The sequence below is a fragment of the Thiosulfatihalobacter marinus genome (assembly GCF_016019955.1).
In the GTDB taxonomy this organism is placed as follows: domain Bacteria; phylum Pseudomonadota; class Alphaproteobacteria; order Rhodobacterales; family Rhodobacteraceae; genus Shimia; species Shimia marinus_A.
Genome location: NZ_JAECRZ010000002.1, coordinates 143,214 through 160,192, shown reverse-complemented (window position 1 = coordinate 160,192; position 16,979 = coordinate 143,214). Strand labels below are relative to the sequence as shown.

General features: G+C 64.2%; 14 protein-coding genes. 6 read left to right on the top strand and 8 right to left on the bottom strand.

The window, feature by feature from the left end:
- Positions 1-32: 32 nt before the first annotated feature.
- Positions 33-1,370 carry a proline--tRNA ligase gene (gene proS, locus I3253_RS03750; protein WP_197916306.1) on the bottom strand — a complete coding sequence of 446 codons (1,338 nt, stop codon included), beginning with the start codon at positions 1,368-1,370 and terminating at the stop codon, positions 33-35.
- A 365-nt stretch (positions 1,371-1,735) separates the two neighbouring features.
- Here proS and I3253_RS03745 point away from each other — a divergent pair, with 365 nt between their 5' ends.
- The 5 genes from I3253_RS03745 (at position 1,736) to I3253_RS03725 (ending at position 9,438) form a co-directional block, all read left to right on the top strand.
- A complete protein-coding gene (locus I3253_RS03745; RefSeq protein WP_197916305.1) occupies positions 1,736-3,757 on the top strand; it encodes an acyltransferase family protein in 2,022 nt (673 codons plus the stop codon).
- A gap of 62 nt (positions 3,758-3,819) precedes the next feature.
- Positions 3,820-4,893 carry an AI-2E family transporter gene (locus I3253_RS03740; protein ID WP_197916304.1) on the top strand — a complete coding sequence of 358 codons (1,074 nt, stop codon included), beginning with the start codon at positions 3,820-3,822 and terminating at the stop codon, positions 4,891-4,893.
- A gap of 4 nt (positions 4,894-4,897) precedes the next feature.
- Positions 4,898-5,566 carry an HdaA/DnaA family protein gene (locus I3253_RS03735; protein WP_197916303.1) on the top strand — a complete coding sequence of 223 codons (669 nt, stop codon included), beginning with the start codon at positions 4,898-4,900 and terminating at the stop codon, positions 5,564-5,566.
- A gap of 92 nt (positions 5,567-5,658) precedes the next feature.
- Positions 5,659-7,833 carry an RNA degradosome polyphosphate kinase gene (locus tag I3253_RS03730; protein ID WP_197916302.1) on the top strand — a complete coding sequence of 725 codons (2,175 nt, stop codon included), beginning with the start codon at positions 5,659-5,661 and terminating at the stop codon, positions 7,831-7,833.
- A gap of 54 nt (positions 7,834-7,887) precedes the next feature.
- Complete coding sequence (locus I3253_RS03725; protein WP_197916301.1) at positions 7,888-9,438, top strand: Ppx/GppA family phosphatase; 1,551 nt, start codon at positions 7,888-7,890, stop codon at positions 9,436-9,438.
- A gap of 21 nt (positions 9,439-9,459) precedes the next feature.
- Here I3253_RS03725 and I3253_RS03720 read toward each other — a convergent pair whose 3' ends face one another.
- Genes I3253_RS03720 through I3253_RS03700 form a run of 5 tightly spaced genes read right to left on the bottom strand, consistent with a single transcriptional unit; the run spans position 9,460 to position 12,692 of the window.
- Positions 9,460-9,834, bottom strand: coding sequence for a hypothetical protein (locus tag I3253_RS03720; RefSeq protein ID WP_197916586.1), 375 nt, complete (start codon positions 9,832-9,834; stop codon positions 9,460-9,462).
- Between the two features lie 31 nt (positions 9,835-9,865).
- Positions 9,866-10,891 carry an endonuclease/exonuclease/phosphatase family protein gene (locus I3253_RS03715; protein WP_197916300.1) on the bottom strand — a complete coding sequence of 342 codons (1,026 nt, stop codon included), beginning with the start codon at positions 10,889-10,891 and terminating at the stop codon, positions 9,866-9,868.
- A complete protein-coding gene (locus I3253_RS03710) occupies positions 10,891-11,568 on the bottom strand; it encodes a molecular chaperone DjiA (protein WP_197916299.1) in 678 nt (225 codons plus the stop codon). The genes I3253_RS03715 and I3253_RS03710 overlap by 1 nt, the downstream gene beginning before the upstream one ends.
- Positions 11,569-11,610: 42 nt before the next feature.
- Positions 11,611-12,090 (bottom strand): GNAT family N-acetyltransferase, encoded by a 480-nt coding sequence (locus tag I3253_RS03705; protein WP_197916298.1) that lies wholly within the window; start codon positions 12,088-12,090, stop codon positions 11,611-11,613.
- Positions 12,087-12,692: a VOC family protein gene (locus tag I3253_RS03700; protein ID WP_197916297.1), complete on the bottom strand. Its 606-nt coding sequence runs from the start codon at positions 12,690-12,692 to the stop codon at positions 12,087-12,089. The genes I3253_RS03705 and I3253_RS03700 overlap by 4 nt, the downstream gene beginning before the upstream one ends.
- An 80-nt stretch (positions 12,693-12,772) precedes the next feature.
- On the opposite strand from I3253_RS03700, the gene nhaA reads away from it, so the two are divergent.
- Complete coding sequence (nhaA, locus tag I3253_RS03695) at positions 12,773-13,981, top strand: Na+/H+ antiporter NhaA (protein ID WP_197916296.1); 1,209 nt, start codon at positions 12,773-12,775, stop codon at positions 13,979-13,981.
- A gap of 107 nt (positions 13,982-14,088) precedes the next feature.
- Here nhaA and preA read toward each other — a convergent pair whose 3' ends face one another.
- Positions 14,089-15,393: an NAD-dependent dihydropyrimidine dehydrogenase subunit PreA gene (preA, locus tag I3253_RS03690; RefSeq protein WP_197916295.1), complete on the bottom strand. Its 1,305-nt coding sequence runs from the start codon at positions 15,391-15,393 to the stop codon at positions 14,089-14,091.
- A gap of 14 nt (positions 15,394-15,407) precedes the next feature.
- Entirely contained in the window at positions 15,408-16,730 is a 1,323-nt protein-coding gene (locus tag I3253_RS03685) for an NAD(P)-dependent oxidoreductase (RefSeq protein ID WP_197916294.1), read from the bottom strand.
- Between the last annotated feature and the right edge of the window lie 249 nt (positions 16,731-16,979).

Sequence of the window (16,979 nt, the reverse complement as noted above, 5' to 3'; positions counted from 1 at the left end):
GGCAAAACAGCGCGCCCGGAACGGGCGCTCAATCAGATCCCGGCGTAGATCTCGGCCACCTTCGCGACGGCCTGTTCGGGCGGCAATTCCTCGCTCTCGCCGGTGCGCCGGCAGGTCAGCTCCACCACGCCGTTCTTCAACCCGCGCGGCCCCACCGTGATCCGCCAGGGCAGCCCGATCAGGTCCATTGTGGCAAACTTGCCGCCCGCGCGCTCGTTGCGATCATCATAAAGCGGTTCCAGCCCCAATGCGGTCAGCGATCCGTACAACGCCTCACAGGCGCCATCCGCCGCCTCGTCGCCCTGTTTCAGGTTCACGATCCCGCAATGGAACGGCGTCACACCCTCGGGCCAGATGATACCCTTGTCGTCATGGCTGGCCTCGATGATCGCGCCCAGCAGGCGGCTCACACCGATCCCGTGGCTGCCCATATGTACCGGCACGCTGGTACCATCCGGTGTCTGCACCGTCGCGCCCAGCGCCTCGGAATACTGCGTTCCGAAATAGAAGATCTGCCCCACCTCGATCCCCCGCGCCACGCGGCGGCGCTCTTCGGGCAGCGCGTTGAACACCGCCTCGTCATGGGTCTCATCGGTGCGCGCATAGCGGCTGGTGAACTCTTCCAGCACCGCCTGACACTGCTCCACACTGTCAAAATCGATCTCGCGATCGCCAAACTTCAGGTCAGTGATCTCGCTGTCATAGAACACCTCGCTCTCGCCGGTCTCTGCCAGCACCAGGAATTCATGGGTATAATCCCCGCCGATCGGCCCGCTATCCGCGCGCATCGGGATCGCCTGAAGCCCCATGCGCTCGTAAGTGCGCAGATAGCTTACCAGATGGCGGTTATAGGCGTGCAGCGCGTCTTCCTTGCTCTGGTCGAAATTATACCCGTCCTTCATCAGGAACTCGCGCCCCCGCATCACGCCAAAGCGCGGGCGGATCTCGTCGCGGAATTTCCACTGGATCTGATACAGCGTCAGAGGCAGATCCTTGTAGCTCTTCACATGGCTGCGGAACACATCGGTAAACATCTCCTCGGCGGTGGGCGAAAACAGCATGTCGCGCCCGTGCCGGTCCTGCATCCTCAGCATTTCCTCGCCATAGCCGTCATACCGCCCGCTCTCGCGCCACAGATCCGCCGATTGCAGTGTCGGCATCAGCATCGGGATATGACCCGCGCGCACCTGCTCTTCGTGCACGATGTTTTCCAGCTTGCGCAGCACCTTGAAGCCCAGCGGCAGCCAGGAATAGATCCCGGCGCTGGCTTGTTTGATCATGCCGGCGCGCAGCATGTAGCGGTGGCTGACGATCTGGGCCTCGGCCGGGGTTTCCTTGAGCACGGGCAGGAAATAGCGGGACAGACGCATGGGGGCTCCTCAAAGGACGGGTCGGTGTTGCCCGTTCGTTTATGGCTTTGCACGCGCACGCACAAGAGCAGCAATTGTCCGCGAAACCACCACGCCCGGACAAAGCGCGCTGCCGCCCCACTGGGGATGGGGACGGCAGCGCCATATGCGGCGATGACCGGCCTGAAAATTGACCGCACCACATACCACCACGAAACCGGCGCACCGGCTTCGACTCACGGAACCTCAATTGTATGACATTCAAATCCGCCATTCGACATCACGAAACACCACAAGCCATTCACAGCCACGTGAGCCCGCCCCGTTGCCAACCCGCGCCACCGTGCTAAAAGCTGCGCACCAACAGCAAACGGCGCCCGACACTCATGGCACGGCAGTACAGAACCGATATCGACGGACTCCGCGCCATCGCCATCCTGGGCGTCGTGCTCTACCACGCCGGGCTGAAACAGATGTCGGGCGGCTATGCCGGGGTGGATGTGTTCTTTGTCATCTCCGGCTACCTGATCGGCGGCAATATTCTTGACGATCTGGCCGCCAAACGGTTCACTTTTCGCAAATTCTATACCCGCCGTGCCCGCCGTATCCTGCCCGCCCTGATTGTCATGGTTCTGGCGGTGATGGGGTTGGGCTGGGTCACGCTGATGCCGGACACCTATCGTTATATGGGCGGCGCCGCCGTCACCGCGCTGTTGTCATTGTCCAATGTCTGGTTTCTCACCCGGATCGACTATTTCAATCCCGACGCCAGCCAGGATCCGCTGATTCATACCTGGTCGCTGGGGGTCGAGGAGCAGTTCTATCTTGTTATCCCGCTTTTGCTGTTGCTGCTTTGGCGATGGCGTCCGGCGCTGATCCTGCCGGTCCTGCTGGGCCTGATCGGGCTCAGCCTGGCAGTCGCCCTGCTGACCAGCGGCGAATACCGGATGCAGGCGTTCTACCTGTTGCACACCCGCGCCTGGGAGCTTCTGGCCGGGGTGATCGTCGCCTGGGCCGAACGCAACCGCCCGCTGCCGCGCGCCCTGCACGCGCCGCTTTATGGCGCCGGGCTGATCCTGATCCTGACGGGCCTGTGGCTGGTTCCCCCGGCGGCCCCCTGGCCGGGCATCTGGACCTTGCCCGCCGTGCTGGGCACCGCCCTGATCCTGGCCGCGCCCCAGGCGCCGCGCGCGCTGCAAATGCCCCTGATCAACCCGCCGATGCGCTTCATCGGGCTGATCTCCTATTCGCTCTACCTGTGGCAACAGCCGGTCATCACCCTGTCCAGGGCGGCCAATATCTGGCCCGATACGCTGGCCGGGCTGGCCCTTGTCCTGGCGCTGATGGTGGCGCTGGCGACACTCAGCTGGCGCTTTGTCGAACAGCCCTTCCGCCGCCCCGGCCCGCTGCCGAAATTCAAGCCCCGCCTGGCGCTGGCGGGCGCGCTGACCACGCTGGCCATCGCCATCGGCGGCGGCATTACCGAAGGCTATCCCGCCCGGATGCCGTCCGAGGTGCTGGCGGTGCTGGACATGCGCCAGTCCTTCAGCCCCAGCTATCGGCGCTGCATCTATGTGCGTGCCCAGGTGCCCGGCTTTGACCCCGACAGCTCCTGCACCTTCGGCCCCGATCCCGCTCCCTCGGTCCTGCTTTGGGGCGACAGCCACGGCGCGCGCCTGGCCGAGCCACTGGGCAAGGCGCTGGCCGAACAGGGGCGCGGCATGCGCCAGCTGACCCTGTCCAGCTGCCTGCCGGTGCCGGGGCTGATCATCCCGGGCCAGAACCGCGCCCGCCAGTGCCCGGTCTTCAATGCGCGGGTTCTGACCTACCTGGCCGACCACCCCGAAATCACCGATGTCGTTCTGTTCGCCACCTGGAAGAGCTACCTTTTCGACGTAACCGGGCCGGACATGCTGGGAAGGTGGGGCGAAGACGGGTTCTTTGCCGTGCCCGAAGGCCGCCCGGATATGCGCGACCGGGCCGGGCGCGAAGCGGGCTTTGTCCAGGCGCTGGCCCGACAGTTGCGCGCCATTGCGCCGGGGCGGCGCATCACGCTGGTGCTGCCGGTGCCGCGCCCGGATGTCGACATTCCGCGCCATTTCGCCACCCGGCTTTGGTGGGGCGGTAATCTTCCGGAGCGGGCAGGCTATGACCGCGCCATCTATGACACGCTGGGCACCCCCATGCGCGCGCTTTTCGAACGCGCCATTGCCGCCGCCGACCTGCCCGAAGGCACGCTGACACTCGTCGATCCCGCCTCGATCTTCTGCGACACGGCGCAATGTGACACCATCCGCGATGGCCGGCTTCTGTTCAGCGACGGCAACCACCCGTCGCTGCCCGGGCTCGACCTGTTTGTGCCCGCGATCACCGGAGCGATCAGCGGCACAATTCCCGCCAATCGCTAACCCGCCCTTGAAACTGCGCGCCGATTGGTCAATCTCTGAGGCAGACCAACAAGGAACCCCGCATGGCCCTGCCCGCCCGAGATCAGCTTAAATACTGGGGACTTGCCGCCGTCCTGTTTTTTGTGGCGCTTTGGTATCTGGGCAATATCATGCTGCCCTTCATTCTGGGCGGCGCGATTGCCTATTTTCTTGATCCGGTGGCCGACCGGCTGGAAACCATGGGGCTCAGCCGGACCGCCGCGACAGTGGTGATCACGATCTGCGGCATCCTGATCTTCATTGTCGCCGTGGTCGCTGTTGTCCCGACGCTGATCAACCAGGCCCTGGCCCTGATCGACACCATCCCTCAACTGTTCCGCGATCTGCAAACCTTTGTCACCACACAGTTTCCCTCGGTTTCAACCCCCGACAGCGTGGTCTACAAGTCGCTCATGTCGCTGGCCCAGACGGTTCAGCAGAACGGCGGCCAGTTGCTCGAAGGCGTGCTGGTTTCCGCCCTTTCGGTGATCAACGTGATCATGCTGCTGGTGATCGTGCCGGTGGTGGCCTTCTACCTGCTTCTGGACTGGGACAATATGGTGGCAGAGATCGACCGGCTCCTGCCGCTGGACCACGCCCCGGTGATCCGTCAGTTGGCCAGCGAAATCGACGCCACGCTGGCCTCGTTCGTGCGCGGCATGGGCACGGTCTGCCTGATCCTGGGCACCTATTACGCGGTGGCCCTGATGATCGTGGGGCTGCAATTTGGCCTGGTGGTCGGGTTCATCGCCGGGCTAGTCACCTTCATTCCCTATCTTGGCGCGCTGATCGGCGGCGCGCTGGCCATTGGACTGGCGCTGTTCCAGTTCTGGGGCGACTGGCTGTCGATCGGGCTGGTCGGCGGCATTTTCGTGATCGGCCAGGTTGCCGAGGGCAACGTACTGACGCCCAAGCTGGTGGGCAGTTCCGTGGGTTTGCACCCGGTCTGGCTGATCCTGGCCTTGTCGGTGTTCGCGGCGCTGTTCGGATTTGTCGGCATGCTGGTCGCCGTGCCCGTCGCCGCCGCGATCGGCGTCCTGACACGCTTTTTCATCGGCCAGTACCGGGGATCGCGGCTTTACCTTGGCCTGTCGGCCACCCAAAAAGACAAAGACTGACACCATGAGCGAGCAACTGCATTTCGATCTGCCCGCCCGGGCAGCCCTGGGGCGTGATGATTTCTTCGTCAGCCCGGCCAATGCCGTGGCGCTGGGGATGGTTGAAAGCTGGCCCGCCTGGGCTGGCAACAAGCTGATCCTGTCCGGCCCGACCGGCGCGGGCAAGACCCACCTTGTCCATGTCTGGGCGGCGCTGTCGGGCGCACGGATCATCGCCGCGCCCGACCTGACCCGGGAAGCTATCCCCAGCCTCGCGCGCGGCCCTGTCGCGGTCGAGGACGTGCCCGCCATCGCCGGCAATCCGGCGGCACAAACCGCGCTGTTTCACCTGCACAACCTGACGCTGGCCGAAGGCCACGGCCTGCTGTTCACCGGCGCGGGCGAACCCGGTCGCTGGGGCCTGACGCTTCCCGATCTGGTCAGCCGACTGCAAGGCACCACCGTGGCCGCGCTGGAGCAGCCTGACGACATGCTGCTGATGGCGGTCATGGCCAAACAGTTCGCCGACCGCCAACTGGTGCCCTCTGCCGACACGATCCCCTATCTCCTCCGGCATATGGACCGCTCTTTTGCCGAAGCCACCCGGCTGGTTGCGGCGCTGGACGCGCAGTCGCTGCGCGATAAACGCCCGATCACGCGGGCGCTGGCGCGGCAGCTGATCGGGACCGGCTGAGACCTGCGCAAACCGGTGCAACCCGCTGGACCTCCTTGCAATTCCCCCCTAGTGTACCCTGTCCGTTATCCCATCCCCATATTGACCGTATCATGACCCAGACCGACTTTCTGAAATCCGACTTTCCCGCGCCTGTCGACCTGCCCGATTTCGATCCAACCGGGCCGGGCCGGTTCCACAATCGCGAACTCAGCTGGCTGAATTTCAACTGGCGAGTGCTGGAAGAGGCCGAAAACCCGCGCGTGCCGCTGCTGGAACGGCTGCGCTTTCTGTCGATTTCGGCCACCAACCTTGACGAATTCTACACCGTGCGCGTCGCAGGGCTGCGCGAACTGGTGCGCGAGGGCAATACCACCCCGGCGCAGGACGGGCTGACCGCCGCCGAACAGCTTGTTCTGATCAACGAAGACGCCCGCAACCTGCTTCAGGCCCAACAGCGCATGTTCATCGCGCTCCGCGCCAGGATGGAGGACGAGAACATTCTCATCCTCGATCACAAGTCGCTGACCGACACTGACAAGACCCACCTGGAATCGGTGTTCCTGAACCGGGTCTTCCCGGTGCTCTCGCCCCTGGCGATCGATCCGGCGCACCCGTTCCCCTTCATCCCCAACACCGGTTATTCGCTGGCGCTGCAACTGGAGCGCAACCGGGACAAGCGCGCCCTGCACGCGCTGTTGCCGATCCCGCATCAGATCGACCGGTTCATCTTCCTGCCCGCCGAGGACGGCACCGTGCGCGCCCTGCCGCTCGAAGAACTGTTGCTGCTGCATCTCGAAAGCCTGTTCCCCGGCTACAAGGCCAAGGGCCATTGCGCCTTTCGTGTGCTGCGCGACAGCGATCTGGAGGTCGAGGACGAGGCCGAAGACCTGGTGCGCGAATTCGAGGTGGCGCTGAAACGGCGGCGGCGCGGCGAAGTGGTGCGTATGAAGATCTCCACCGATGCCCCGGCCAGGCTGCGGGCGCTGATCATGCAGGAGCTGCACGTCACCGATGACGAGGTGGTGGATATCGACGGCATGATCGGGCTGGCCGATCTCAAGGAGCTGGTGCTCGAAGACCGCCCCGATCTGCTCTGGCCCAACTTCACCCCGCGCGTACCGGAACGGGTGCAGGATTTCGACGGCGACATGTTCGCCGCCATCCGCCAGAAGGACATGCTGCTGCACCACCCTTACGAAACCTTCGACATGGTGGTGCGCTTCCTGAAACAGGCCGCGACCGATCCCAATGTGGTGGCCATCAAACAGACGCTGTACCGTACGTCCAAGAATTCCCCGATTGTCGAGGCATTGTGCGAGGCCGCCGAAGACGGCAAATCCGTCACCGCGCTGGTGGAACTCAAGGCGCGGTTCGACGAGGCCGCCAATATCCGTCAGTCCCGCCGCCTGGAGCGTGCCGGGGCACATGTTGTCTATGGCTTTCTCGACCTGAAAACCCATGCCAAGATTTCCACCGTGGTGCGGCGCGAGGGCGACCAGCTTGTGACCTATACCCATTACGGCACCGGCAATTATCACCCGATCACCGCCAAGATTTACACCGATCTCAGCTTTTTCACCTGCGATGTGGATCTGGGCCGCGACGCCACCAAGGTGTTCAACTATCTGTCCGGCTATGTCGAACCGGAAAAGCTCGACAACCTGGCGATTTCGCCGATCTCGCTGAAACCGCGCCTGATCGAAATGATCGCCGCCGAGGCCGAACACGCCCGCGCCGGCAAGCCGGCGGAAATCTGGGCCAAGATGAACGCGCTGATCGATGCCGAGGTGATTGACGCGCTTTATGCCGCCAGCCAGGCCGGGGTGAAAATCAACCTGGTGATCCGTGGTATCTGCGGCATCCGCCCCGGCATCCGGGGGCTGTCGGACAATATCCGCGTGAAATCCATTGTCGGCCGGTTCCTGGAACATTCCCGCATCGTCTGTTTCGGCAACGGCTATGGGCTGCCGCACAAGAAGGCGCGCGTGTTCATCTCCTCCGCCGACTGGATGGGGCGCAACCTCAACCGCCGGGTGGAAACCCTGGTCGAGATCAACAACGCCACGGTCAAGGCCCAGATCGTCAGCCAGATCATGGCCGCCAACCTGGCCGATGTTGCGCAAAGCTGGGTGATGAAGCCCGATGGCAGCTTTGAACGCACGCCGGTGCCCGAGGGCGAATTTGCGTTCAATTGCCACAGGTTCTTCATGGAAAACCCTTCCCTGTCGGGGCGTGGCTCTGCCGGGGCGTCGGATGTGCCCAAACTGACCCATACCGAAGATTGACCCACCCCCCGCCTCTGGCGCACATTGAACACCAAACGACCCGGGGCGCATGACATGGACGGAAATTCCGAACCCGCACAGGATTGGGGGCCCTTCGGGCGCCCGCTTTTCAACGATCCCGAGGCCCGCGCCCTGTCGCGTGTCGGCGTGGTGGATGTGGGGTCGAACTCGGTGCGCCTTGTGGTGTTTGACGGCGCGGCCCGCAGCCCGGCCTATTTCTACAACGAAAAGATCATGTGCGCCCTGGGTGCCGGGCTGTCCGAAACCGGGCGGCTCAATCCGCTCGGGCGGCGCCGCGCCCTGTCCGCCATCCGCCGCTTTCAGCGCCTGGCCGAGGGCATGGGGCTGGACGGGCTGTCCGCCGTGGCCACCGCCGCCGTGCGCGAGGCCGAAGACGGGCCGGATTTCTGCGCCGAGGTGCTGCGCGAAACCGGCGTGACGATCCATGTGATCGACGGCGCCGAAGAGGCGCGCCTGTCCGCCCAGGGCGTGCTGCTGGGCTGGCCCGGCTCTTACGGGCTGGTCTGCGATATCGGCGGCTCGTCCATGGAACTGGCCGAGATCAATGACGGCGAGGTCGGGCGCCGCGTCACGTCGCCCCTTGGCCCGTTAAAACTGCGCGACATCAAGGGCGGCAAGAAGGGCCGCAAGACGTTCATCAATGACACGCTGGACCGGTTGCAGACACAAATGGGGGTCCAGCAGAACCGCCTGTTCCTTGTCGGCGGCTCGTGGCGTGCCATTGCCCGCATCGACATGGAGCGGCGCGCCTACCCGCTGCACGTGCTGCACGAATACCGGATGAGCGGCAAATCGGTCCGCGCCACCGCCCGGTTCATCGCCGAAAACGATCTGGAAGAGCTGCGCGCCCGCTGCGGCATCTCGTCCAGCCGGATGGAGCTGGTGCCGCTGGCCATCGAGGTGCTCAAGGGCGTCGTGCGCCGGTTCAAGCCGCATGACATCGCGGTGTCCAGCTATGGCATCCGCGAGGGGCTGCTATATGAACAGATGCCCGACAACCTGCGCGCCCGCGATCCGCTGGTCGAGGCCTGCCGCTTTGCCGAGGCCAAGGACGCCCGCCTGCCCGGCTTTGGCAAGGTGCTCTATGATTTCGTGCACCCGCTGTTCCGCAATGCCGGCCCCGACCGGCTGCGGCTGGTCAAGGCCGCCTGCCTGTTGCACGATGTCAGCTGGCGCGCCCATCCCGATTACCGCGCGCAAACCTGTTTCGACAACGCCACCCGCGCCAACCTGGGCGGGTTGAAACATTCCGAACGCGTCTTTCTGGGCCTGGCCCTGCTGCACCGCTATCGCAACAAGCGCGAAGGCACCGGATTCGAAGCCATGTCCGAAATGATCGACGAAAAGGCCCGGCTTCAGGCGGAGATACTGGGCAAGGCCATGCGCTTTGGCGCCATGCTCTGGATGCAGAACACCGACGATATGGGCCGGCTGGACTGGTACCCCAAGAAACGCGATCTGCACCTTATTCTGCCCCCCAACGCCGAGGCGCTTTTCGGCGAGGTGGCCGAGGCCCGTTTCCAGTCGCTCGTTGCCGCACTGGGGGCGGCATCAACCGTCACGATCGGGCGTCGCAACGGATAGCCCCACGCCCCGCGCCCCCGCTTACAGATCGGTTTCGTTCTTAAGGTCCGGCGCGCTGTCCAGTGGCGCCTCCTCGACCTTGCGCCGCAGGATGATATCACCGTTGGGCAGCATCTCGGGCGGGTGATAGGCGCTCCAGTCCTGCACCTCGTCCATCAGCGATTTGAACGCCGGGCCCATCTCCAGGAAAAACGATTGCATCTGTGGCCCGATCTCGCGGGCAAACCCCTCGAATTCTTCCAGCGCCGGTTCCATCTGCTGTTGCAGGCCCTTCAGGAACAGCCGCGCGCCTTCTTCCATCAGGCTCCGCCCCTGCCCGCCTTCGCTTTCGGATTGCGCCTGCGCCGCCACCGGCGCGGCCAGCGCCGCACATAACAGGATCATGTTTGGTTTCATGGGCAAGATATGGGTCTCTCCAGCCGCCATTTCAAATGTCGATATCCAACACCACCGGGAAATGATCCGACGCGGTCAGCAACGCCTCGCGCAGCTCGGGCACTTTCCAGCAATCGTGATCGTCAAACGGATGCCAGATCCGCCAGCGCGGGTTGCGCGCGCGCAGATCGCCGGAAATCATCACATAATCCAGCAAAGCCTGCAAATATCGCCCCTGTTTGGGCAGGAAAAACCGGGCTGACGTGGGCACCGGCCCCAGCCGCCGTTTCAGCGCCATCCGGGCGTGGGGATCAAGCAGCCCCATATCCCCCTCGTCGCCCATGACAATCTCGACCGAGGACCGCCCGAAAAGGTCTTCATACTCGTCAAGGCCGGGACCGTCGTTCAGATCACCCAACAGTATCAGTGGCTCGCCCTGCGCCAGATGCGCCTCGATCCGGGCGCGCAGCCAGATCGCCTGGGCCAGTTGTTTGCGCCGGTTGGCAATGCTCAGCCGCATCACCTGATCGCGGGTGCGCGCGCCATGCGGCGCCTTGGATTTCAGATGCGCACCGATCATCCGCAGCTTTGTGCCCTGTGCCGTTGTCACCTGCAATTCCAGCGGTGGCTTGGAAAAGCGCACAAGGTCTTCGGTTGCGTCAATGTCCAGATCGATCCGGAACACCCCGTCAAAGCGCGGCGCGCCCTCCGCCCCCTTCTTGCCGGTCTCCGCGCCGCGCGGATCATGCACCGCACTCAGGCGATCGGGATCGTAAAGCAACGCGATTTCCTGCTGGGTGTCGTTCATGAACCCCATCACCGCCCGGCGCGTACGCAGATCGAAGGCACGGGCGAAATCTTCCAGCGCCGCCACCGCGTCGCGCCGCCCGTTCTGATCCGGCGCCTCGATGATCATGATCGCATCCGCGTCCATCGCCGTGAACACGATGCCCAGCGCCTCGATCTGCCCGGCGCGGGTGACGTCCTGCCGCCCCGACCAGCCATCATCGGCCAACAGCCGGTCGCGCGCGTCAAACAGGTTGTTGAACCACTCCACGTTATAGGTGGCGATGCGCATTACGCGGCCTCGTTGATCTTGTCCCAGGCGCGGTTGATGTCGATCATCCGCTTCTCGGCCAGGCGGATCGCCTCTTCGGGCACGCCGCGCGCCATCATGCTGTCGGGATGGGTTTCGCGCACAAGCTGACGCCAGGCCTTGCGAATCTCGGCCACCGGCATATCCGGCGACACCCCCAGCACGCTGTATGGGTCCGGCTCGGCATTGGGCACAAACCGCGCCCGCATCGCCTGGAATTCCGGCTCGGGCATTCCCAGAATTTCGGCCACGCGCGCCAGAAAGTCGTCCTCGGCCGGGTGGTATTCGCCATCCGCCACCGCAATGTGGAACAGCCCTTCCATCAGGTCGCAGAACCCGCGATTGGAGGCCCCGAACAGCCCCCGCAGCCGATGCGCATATTCCTCGAACCCGGCCACGTCCTGGCGCGCCAGGTTGAACACCCGCGCCGCCTGGCCCTCGTCTTCGCGCGCGATCTGGAACACCTCGCGAAACGCCGTCACCTCGTCGCGCGTCACCAGCCCGTCGGCCTTGGCCATCTTCGCGCCCAGCGCGATCACGGCGATGGTGAACGCCACCGACCGTTCCGGCGGCGCGCTCAGCCGTTCAAATACCGTGGAAAGGCTCTCGCCACTGGTCAGCGCGCTCAGCGCGTCGGATATGCGGGTCCAGATCGACATGGCCCGACCATACCCCCGGCAATTTCAGATGTCAGCGCCGCATCACAGCATTTTTTGCATCAGGATCAAATCCATCCAGCGGCCGAACTTGCGCCCCACCTGCGGCATCCGACCGACATGGGCAAACCCCATGCGCGCATGAAATGCGACGCCGGCCGCGTTTTCCCCGGCGATCCCCGCCACCAGCACATGCGCGCCCTCGCGCCTTGCACCGGCCTCGACAGCCCCCATCAGCGCCCGCCCCGCGCCACGCCCGCGTATGGTCTGGTCCAGGTGAATCGTGTGCTCGAACGTGCGGCGATAGCCCACACCGGCGCGAAACTGATCCCATGTGGCAAAGCCCAGCACCGCGCCCTCCGCTTCGGCCACCAGCAGCGCCGTCGGCCGCGCCGCCATCAGCGCGGCAATCGCGGCCTCGTCCTTTTCCACACTGTTGAACGTGCTCACGCCCTCGCGAATCTCGCGGTTCCAGATCCGCGCAATGGCCCCGGCATCCCCGCCCCGTGCCTCCCTGATCTTCACGACAGAACCCGCACCCCGTGGGGCGTATCGAAACTGGCCTCCATGCCCGGCGCGCCCGGCGTGATCGCCACGCGCGGATCGTTCAGCCCCACGGCTCGGGCCAGCGCCCCGGCCTCCGGGTGGGAAATCTCCAGCCGCCGCAGGGCACAGCCCGATGCCGTCAGCATGTCCCCCGGCGTCAGCGTCACGTCCCACTGGATCAGCGCCGGAAAGGCATTGTCAAACGGCAACACCCCCGATCCCGGCACCGCCATGCGCCAGCGCAGATCGCCACGCGCCAGCGACACCGGCTGCCCCGCATCCACATCCAGCCCGGCCAGGGCATCATCCAGATCGTCAACCCGGCAGATCCAGTTGTGCAGCCGGGGCGCTCCGCTGAACCGGTCCAGATCGAACCAGCGCGGCCAGGCCAGTTCCGGCGCGTCCGGGTCAATCGCAATCGCCTCCAGATACAGCCCGTCCGCCAGCCCAAGCAGCCGGTTATGGGTGCCGAAATGGCTGTGCACCCCGCCGGGGCGCATTTCCACCCCCAAAGCGTCCTCGACATGCGCCACCGCGTCGTGCAAGTTTTCGCCAGCAACGGCAATATGATCCAGTTTCACGCTAAGTCCCCAGTTCTTGGTATTGATCAGGCGGAATTCCGCCCCATGTGACGAAGCAGAATATTCTACAGGGAAGAAAAATGGTTTTGCGCGCAATTGAAAAGCTTTTTAAGCACGAAGCGGCGGGCGGTGTCGCCCTTATGGTCTCGGCGGCGCTTGCGCTGATCGTGGCCAATACCGGCCTGTCAGGAGGCTATAACGCCTTTCTTGACAGCGTCCTGACCGTCAAGGTCAACGGCAACGGTCTGGAAAAACCGCTGATCCTGTGGATCAACGACGGGTTGATGGCGATCTTTTTCTTCCTGATCGGTCTGGAACTGAAATACGAAATGGTCGAAGGCCGTCTGCGCAATCCGCGTGACGTGATCCTGCCCGGCGCGGCCGCCGTAGGCGGCATGGCGCTGCCCGCCATCGTCTATGCCACCATCAACTGGGGCAACCCCGAAACCATCAGCGGATGGGCCATTCCGGCGGCCACCGACATTGCCTTTGCGCTGGGGATTCTGGCGCTGGTGGGCAGCCGCGCGCCCATCGCGCTCAAGGTGTTTCTGCTGACGCTGGCAATTCTGGACGACCTGGGCGCGATCCTTGTGATCGCCCTGTTCTATACGGCCGAGCTCAAGGTCAACTACCTGCTCATGGCGCTGGTACCCCTGGCCGCGCTGATATGGCTGCACGGACGCCGGTCGCACCGCGTGGCCCCGGCACTGATGCTGGGCGTGGTGATGTGGGTATTGGTGCTGAAATCGGGCGTGCACGCAACGCTGGCCGGTGTTGTCACCGCCTTCCTGATCCCGATCCACGACAAGAAAGGCGGCTCGCCGCTCCATGCGCTGGAACATGGGCTTGCGCCCTATGTCAGCTTCGTGATCGTGCCGCTCTTTGCCTTTGCCAATGCCGGTGTGGTGCTGGATGGCATGTCCCCCGCCGACCTGCTCAAGCCGGTGCCGATGGGTATCGCGCTGGGTCTGATTCTGGGCAAGCAGGTGGGCGTTTTCGCCACCACTTGGGCGATTGTGAAACTGGGCGCCGCGCGCCTGCCCGAGGGCGTGACCTGGTTGCAGATCTACGGCGTCGCCTGCCTGGCCGGGATCGGCTTTACCATGTCGCTCTTCATCGGCGGGCTCAGCTTTGGCGACCCGGCGCTGATGAACGATGTGCGCGTGGGCGTGCTGACCGGCTCGATCGTTTCGGCGATCGTCGGCTACCTGGTTCTGTCGCGCGCGGGCAGCCCTGTGCGCAAGGCCACGGCCGAGAGTGCGGCGGACGACCCAGCCGGGGCCGCCTGAGCACACGGCGCAGACCCACAAGCCAAAAAAGAGGCCCGCCGCGGGAGGACACCGGCGGGCCTTCTCCTGACAGCCGCGACAATACGCGTCTGCCATTGGTCTCGTCGCTACTCCGCCGCCGTGACCGACGGGTTGTTGGGATGGGCAAGCCAGTTGCCATAGTCGCCCGATACGGGTTGGCCGGTGCGCTCGTCCATCTCGCCCGGCGCCAGCGTGCGCATGGTGATACAACCGTCCACCGGGCACACATTCACACACAGGTTGCAGGCCACGCATTCGTCATCCTTGACCGTGAACACACGATCCTCTGACATCGCGATGGCCTGATGGCTGGTATCCTCGCAGGCCGCATAACAGCGCCCGCATTTGATACAATCGTCCTGGTTGATCTCGGCCTTGGTTATGTGGTTGAGGTTGAGGTACTGCCAGTCGGTCACATTGGGCGTCGCCATGCCGACAAAATCGGCGGTGCTTTCATAGCCCTTCTCGTCCATCCACTGGCTGAGGCCGGAAATCATCTCCTGCACGATCTTGAACCCATAGGTCATCGCCGCCGTGCACACCTGCACATTGCCCGCGCCCAGCGCCATGAACTCGGCCGCATCGCGCCATGTGGTGATGCCGCCGATGCCGCTGATCGGCAGGGTCGCGGTTTCCGGGTTGCGCGCGATCTCGGCCACCATGTTCATCGCGATCGGCTTGACCGCCGGGCCGCAATAGCCGCCATGGGTGCCCTTGCCATCAATCATCGGCTCGGGGCACATCGCGTCCAGATTGACGTTGGTGATCGAGTTGATCGTGTTGATCAGGCTCACCGCATCCGCGCCGCCATTGAACGCCGCTGTCGCGGGGTAAAGGATGTTGGTGATGTTGGGCGTCAGCTTGACGATCACCGGCAGCGGCGTCGCCTCCTTGGCCCAGCGCGTCACCATTTCGATATATTCCGGCACCTGCCCCACGGCCGAACCCATGCCGCGCTCGGCCATGCCATGCGGGCAGCCAAAGTTCAGCTCGAACCCGTCACAGCCGGTTTCCGCGATCACCGGCAGGATGTCCTTCCAGGCCTTTTCCTCGCAAGGCACCATGACAGAGGCGATCAGCGCATGGTCCGGATAGTCGCGCTTGACCCGCGCCATTTCCTCCAGATTCACCTCCAGCGGGCGGTCGGTAATCAATTCGATATTGTTCAGCCCCAACAGCCGACGGTCGGCCCCGTGGATCGCGCCGTAACGCGGCCCGTTGACGTTGACAACGGGCGGGCCCGCCTCGCCCAGCGTCTTCCAGACAACCCCGCCCCAGCCCGCTTCGAAGGCGCGGCGCACGTTGTATTCCTTGTCCGTGGGTGGCGCCGAGGCCAGCCAGAACGGATTGGGGGATTTGATCCCGATGAAATCACTTGTCAGATCAGCCATACTGATTGCCTCCCTTACGCCGTCAACGTGGCGTGAATGTCTTCGGCGGCGTCGCGCCCTTCGGCCACCGCCGTCACCGTCAGGTCATCGCCGCCCAGGGCACAATCGCCCCCGGCCCAGACACCTGCGACCGATGTGCGCCCCGTGTCCGACACCTTGATCTTGCCCCCTTCCAGCTCGGGCAGCCCATCGCCTTGCAGCGACTGCCCGATGGCCTTCAGCACCTGATCGGCGGGGATGCGCACGGACTGGCCCGTGGGGTTCAGATCGTCGTCGGAATACGCGAACTCGATCTCGCGCACCGCGCCGTTGCCGTGGATCGCCACGGGCGACGCGTTGGTGATGATCCGCACTCCTTTCGATGTCGCCAGATCCTGTTCGAACCGGCTCGCGTTCATCCGGTCGCGGCCCCGGCGATAGGCCAGCGTCACGTTCAGCGCGCCCAGAAGTTTCGCCTGCACCGCGGCGTCGATGGCCGTCATGCCGCCGCCGATCACCACCACGTCGCGCCCAACACCCAGCGCCGCCAGATCGTCGGCCTGACGCAGGTCGGCGATGAAATCCACCGCATCCAGCACGCCGTCCCTGTCCTCGCCCTCCAGCCGCAGCGCGTTCACGCCGCCAAGCCCGACGCCAAGGAACACCGCGTCGAAATCGGCCTTCAGCCCGTCCAGCGTCAGCCCGTCGCCCAGCTTGCGGCCGGTCTCGACCGTGATGCCACCGATCTTCAGCAGCCAGTCCACCTCGGCCCGGGCAAAGCCATCGACCGCCTTGTAGGCCGCAATCCCGTATTCGTTCAGGCCACCGGCCTTTGCGCGGGCATCATATACCGTCACGTCATGCCCGTGCATCGCCAGACGATGCGCACAGGCCAGCCCGGCCGGCCCGGCCCCGACAACGGCAACTGTCTTGCCCGTTGGCGCGGCACGCTCAAAGGGATGGTCCCCCGCCGCCATCAGCCTGTCAGTGGCGTAGCGCTGCAACTGACCGATGATCACCGGCTTGCCCTCGGCCACCTCGCGCACACAAACCTCTTCACAAAGGGTTTCCGTGGGGCACACTCGGGCGCACATACCGCCCAGGATGTTCTGGCTCAGAATCGTTTTCGCGGCCGCTTCGGGCGTGCCCGTGGCGATCTGGCGGATGAACAGCGGGATGTCGATATCGGTCGGACAGGCCGTCATGCACGGCGCGTCATGGCAGAAATAGCAGCGGTCCGCCGCCACCAATGCCTCGTGATCGTCAAGCCGGGGATGCAGATCCCCGAAATTCTCGGCAAGTTCCGCCGGGCTCAATCGTCCGGCCTGGATACCTTCGCTATACGGTGTTTTGGACATATGACCTCCCCACACACCTTGTTGGCTATGCAATCAGGCTGTCACAGGTTCATTTTTTTATCAACTGGTAAAATTTCCAAGATGCAAACTCCCTGCGACCTGCCGAAAATCACAGCCCGTTTTCGGCGGGAAAGCGTAAATCCTGCGCACTCCCGGCTTGAAAACGGTGGAAACAATTGCCAGATTGACGGCGCGAGTTACTACCTTCGACCATCTGCTCCTTTTCGGCTCAGTCATTCGAACAAGTGA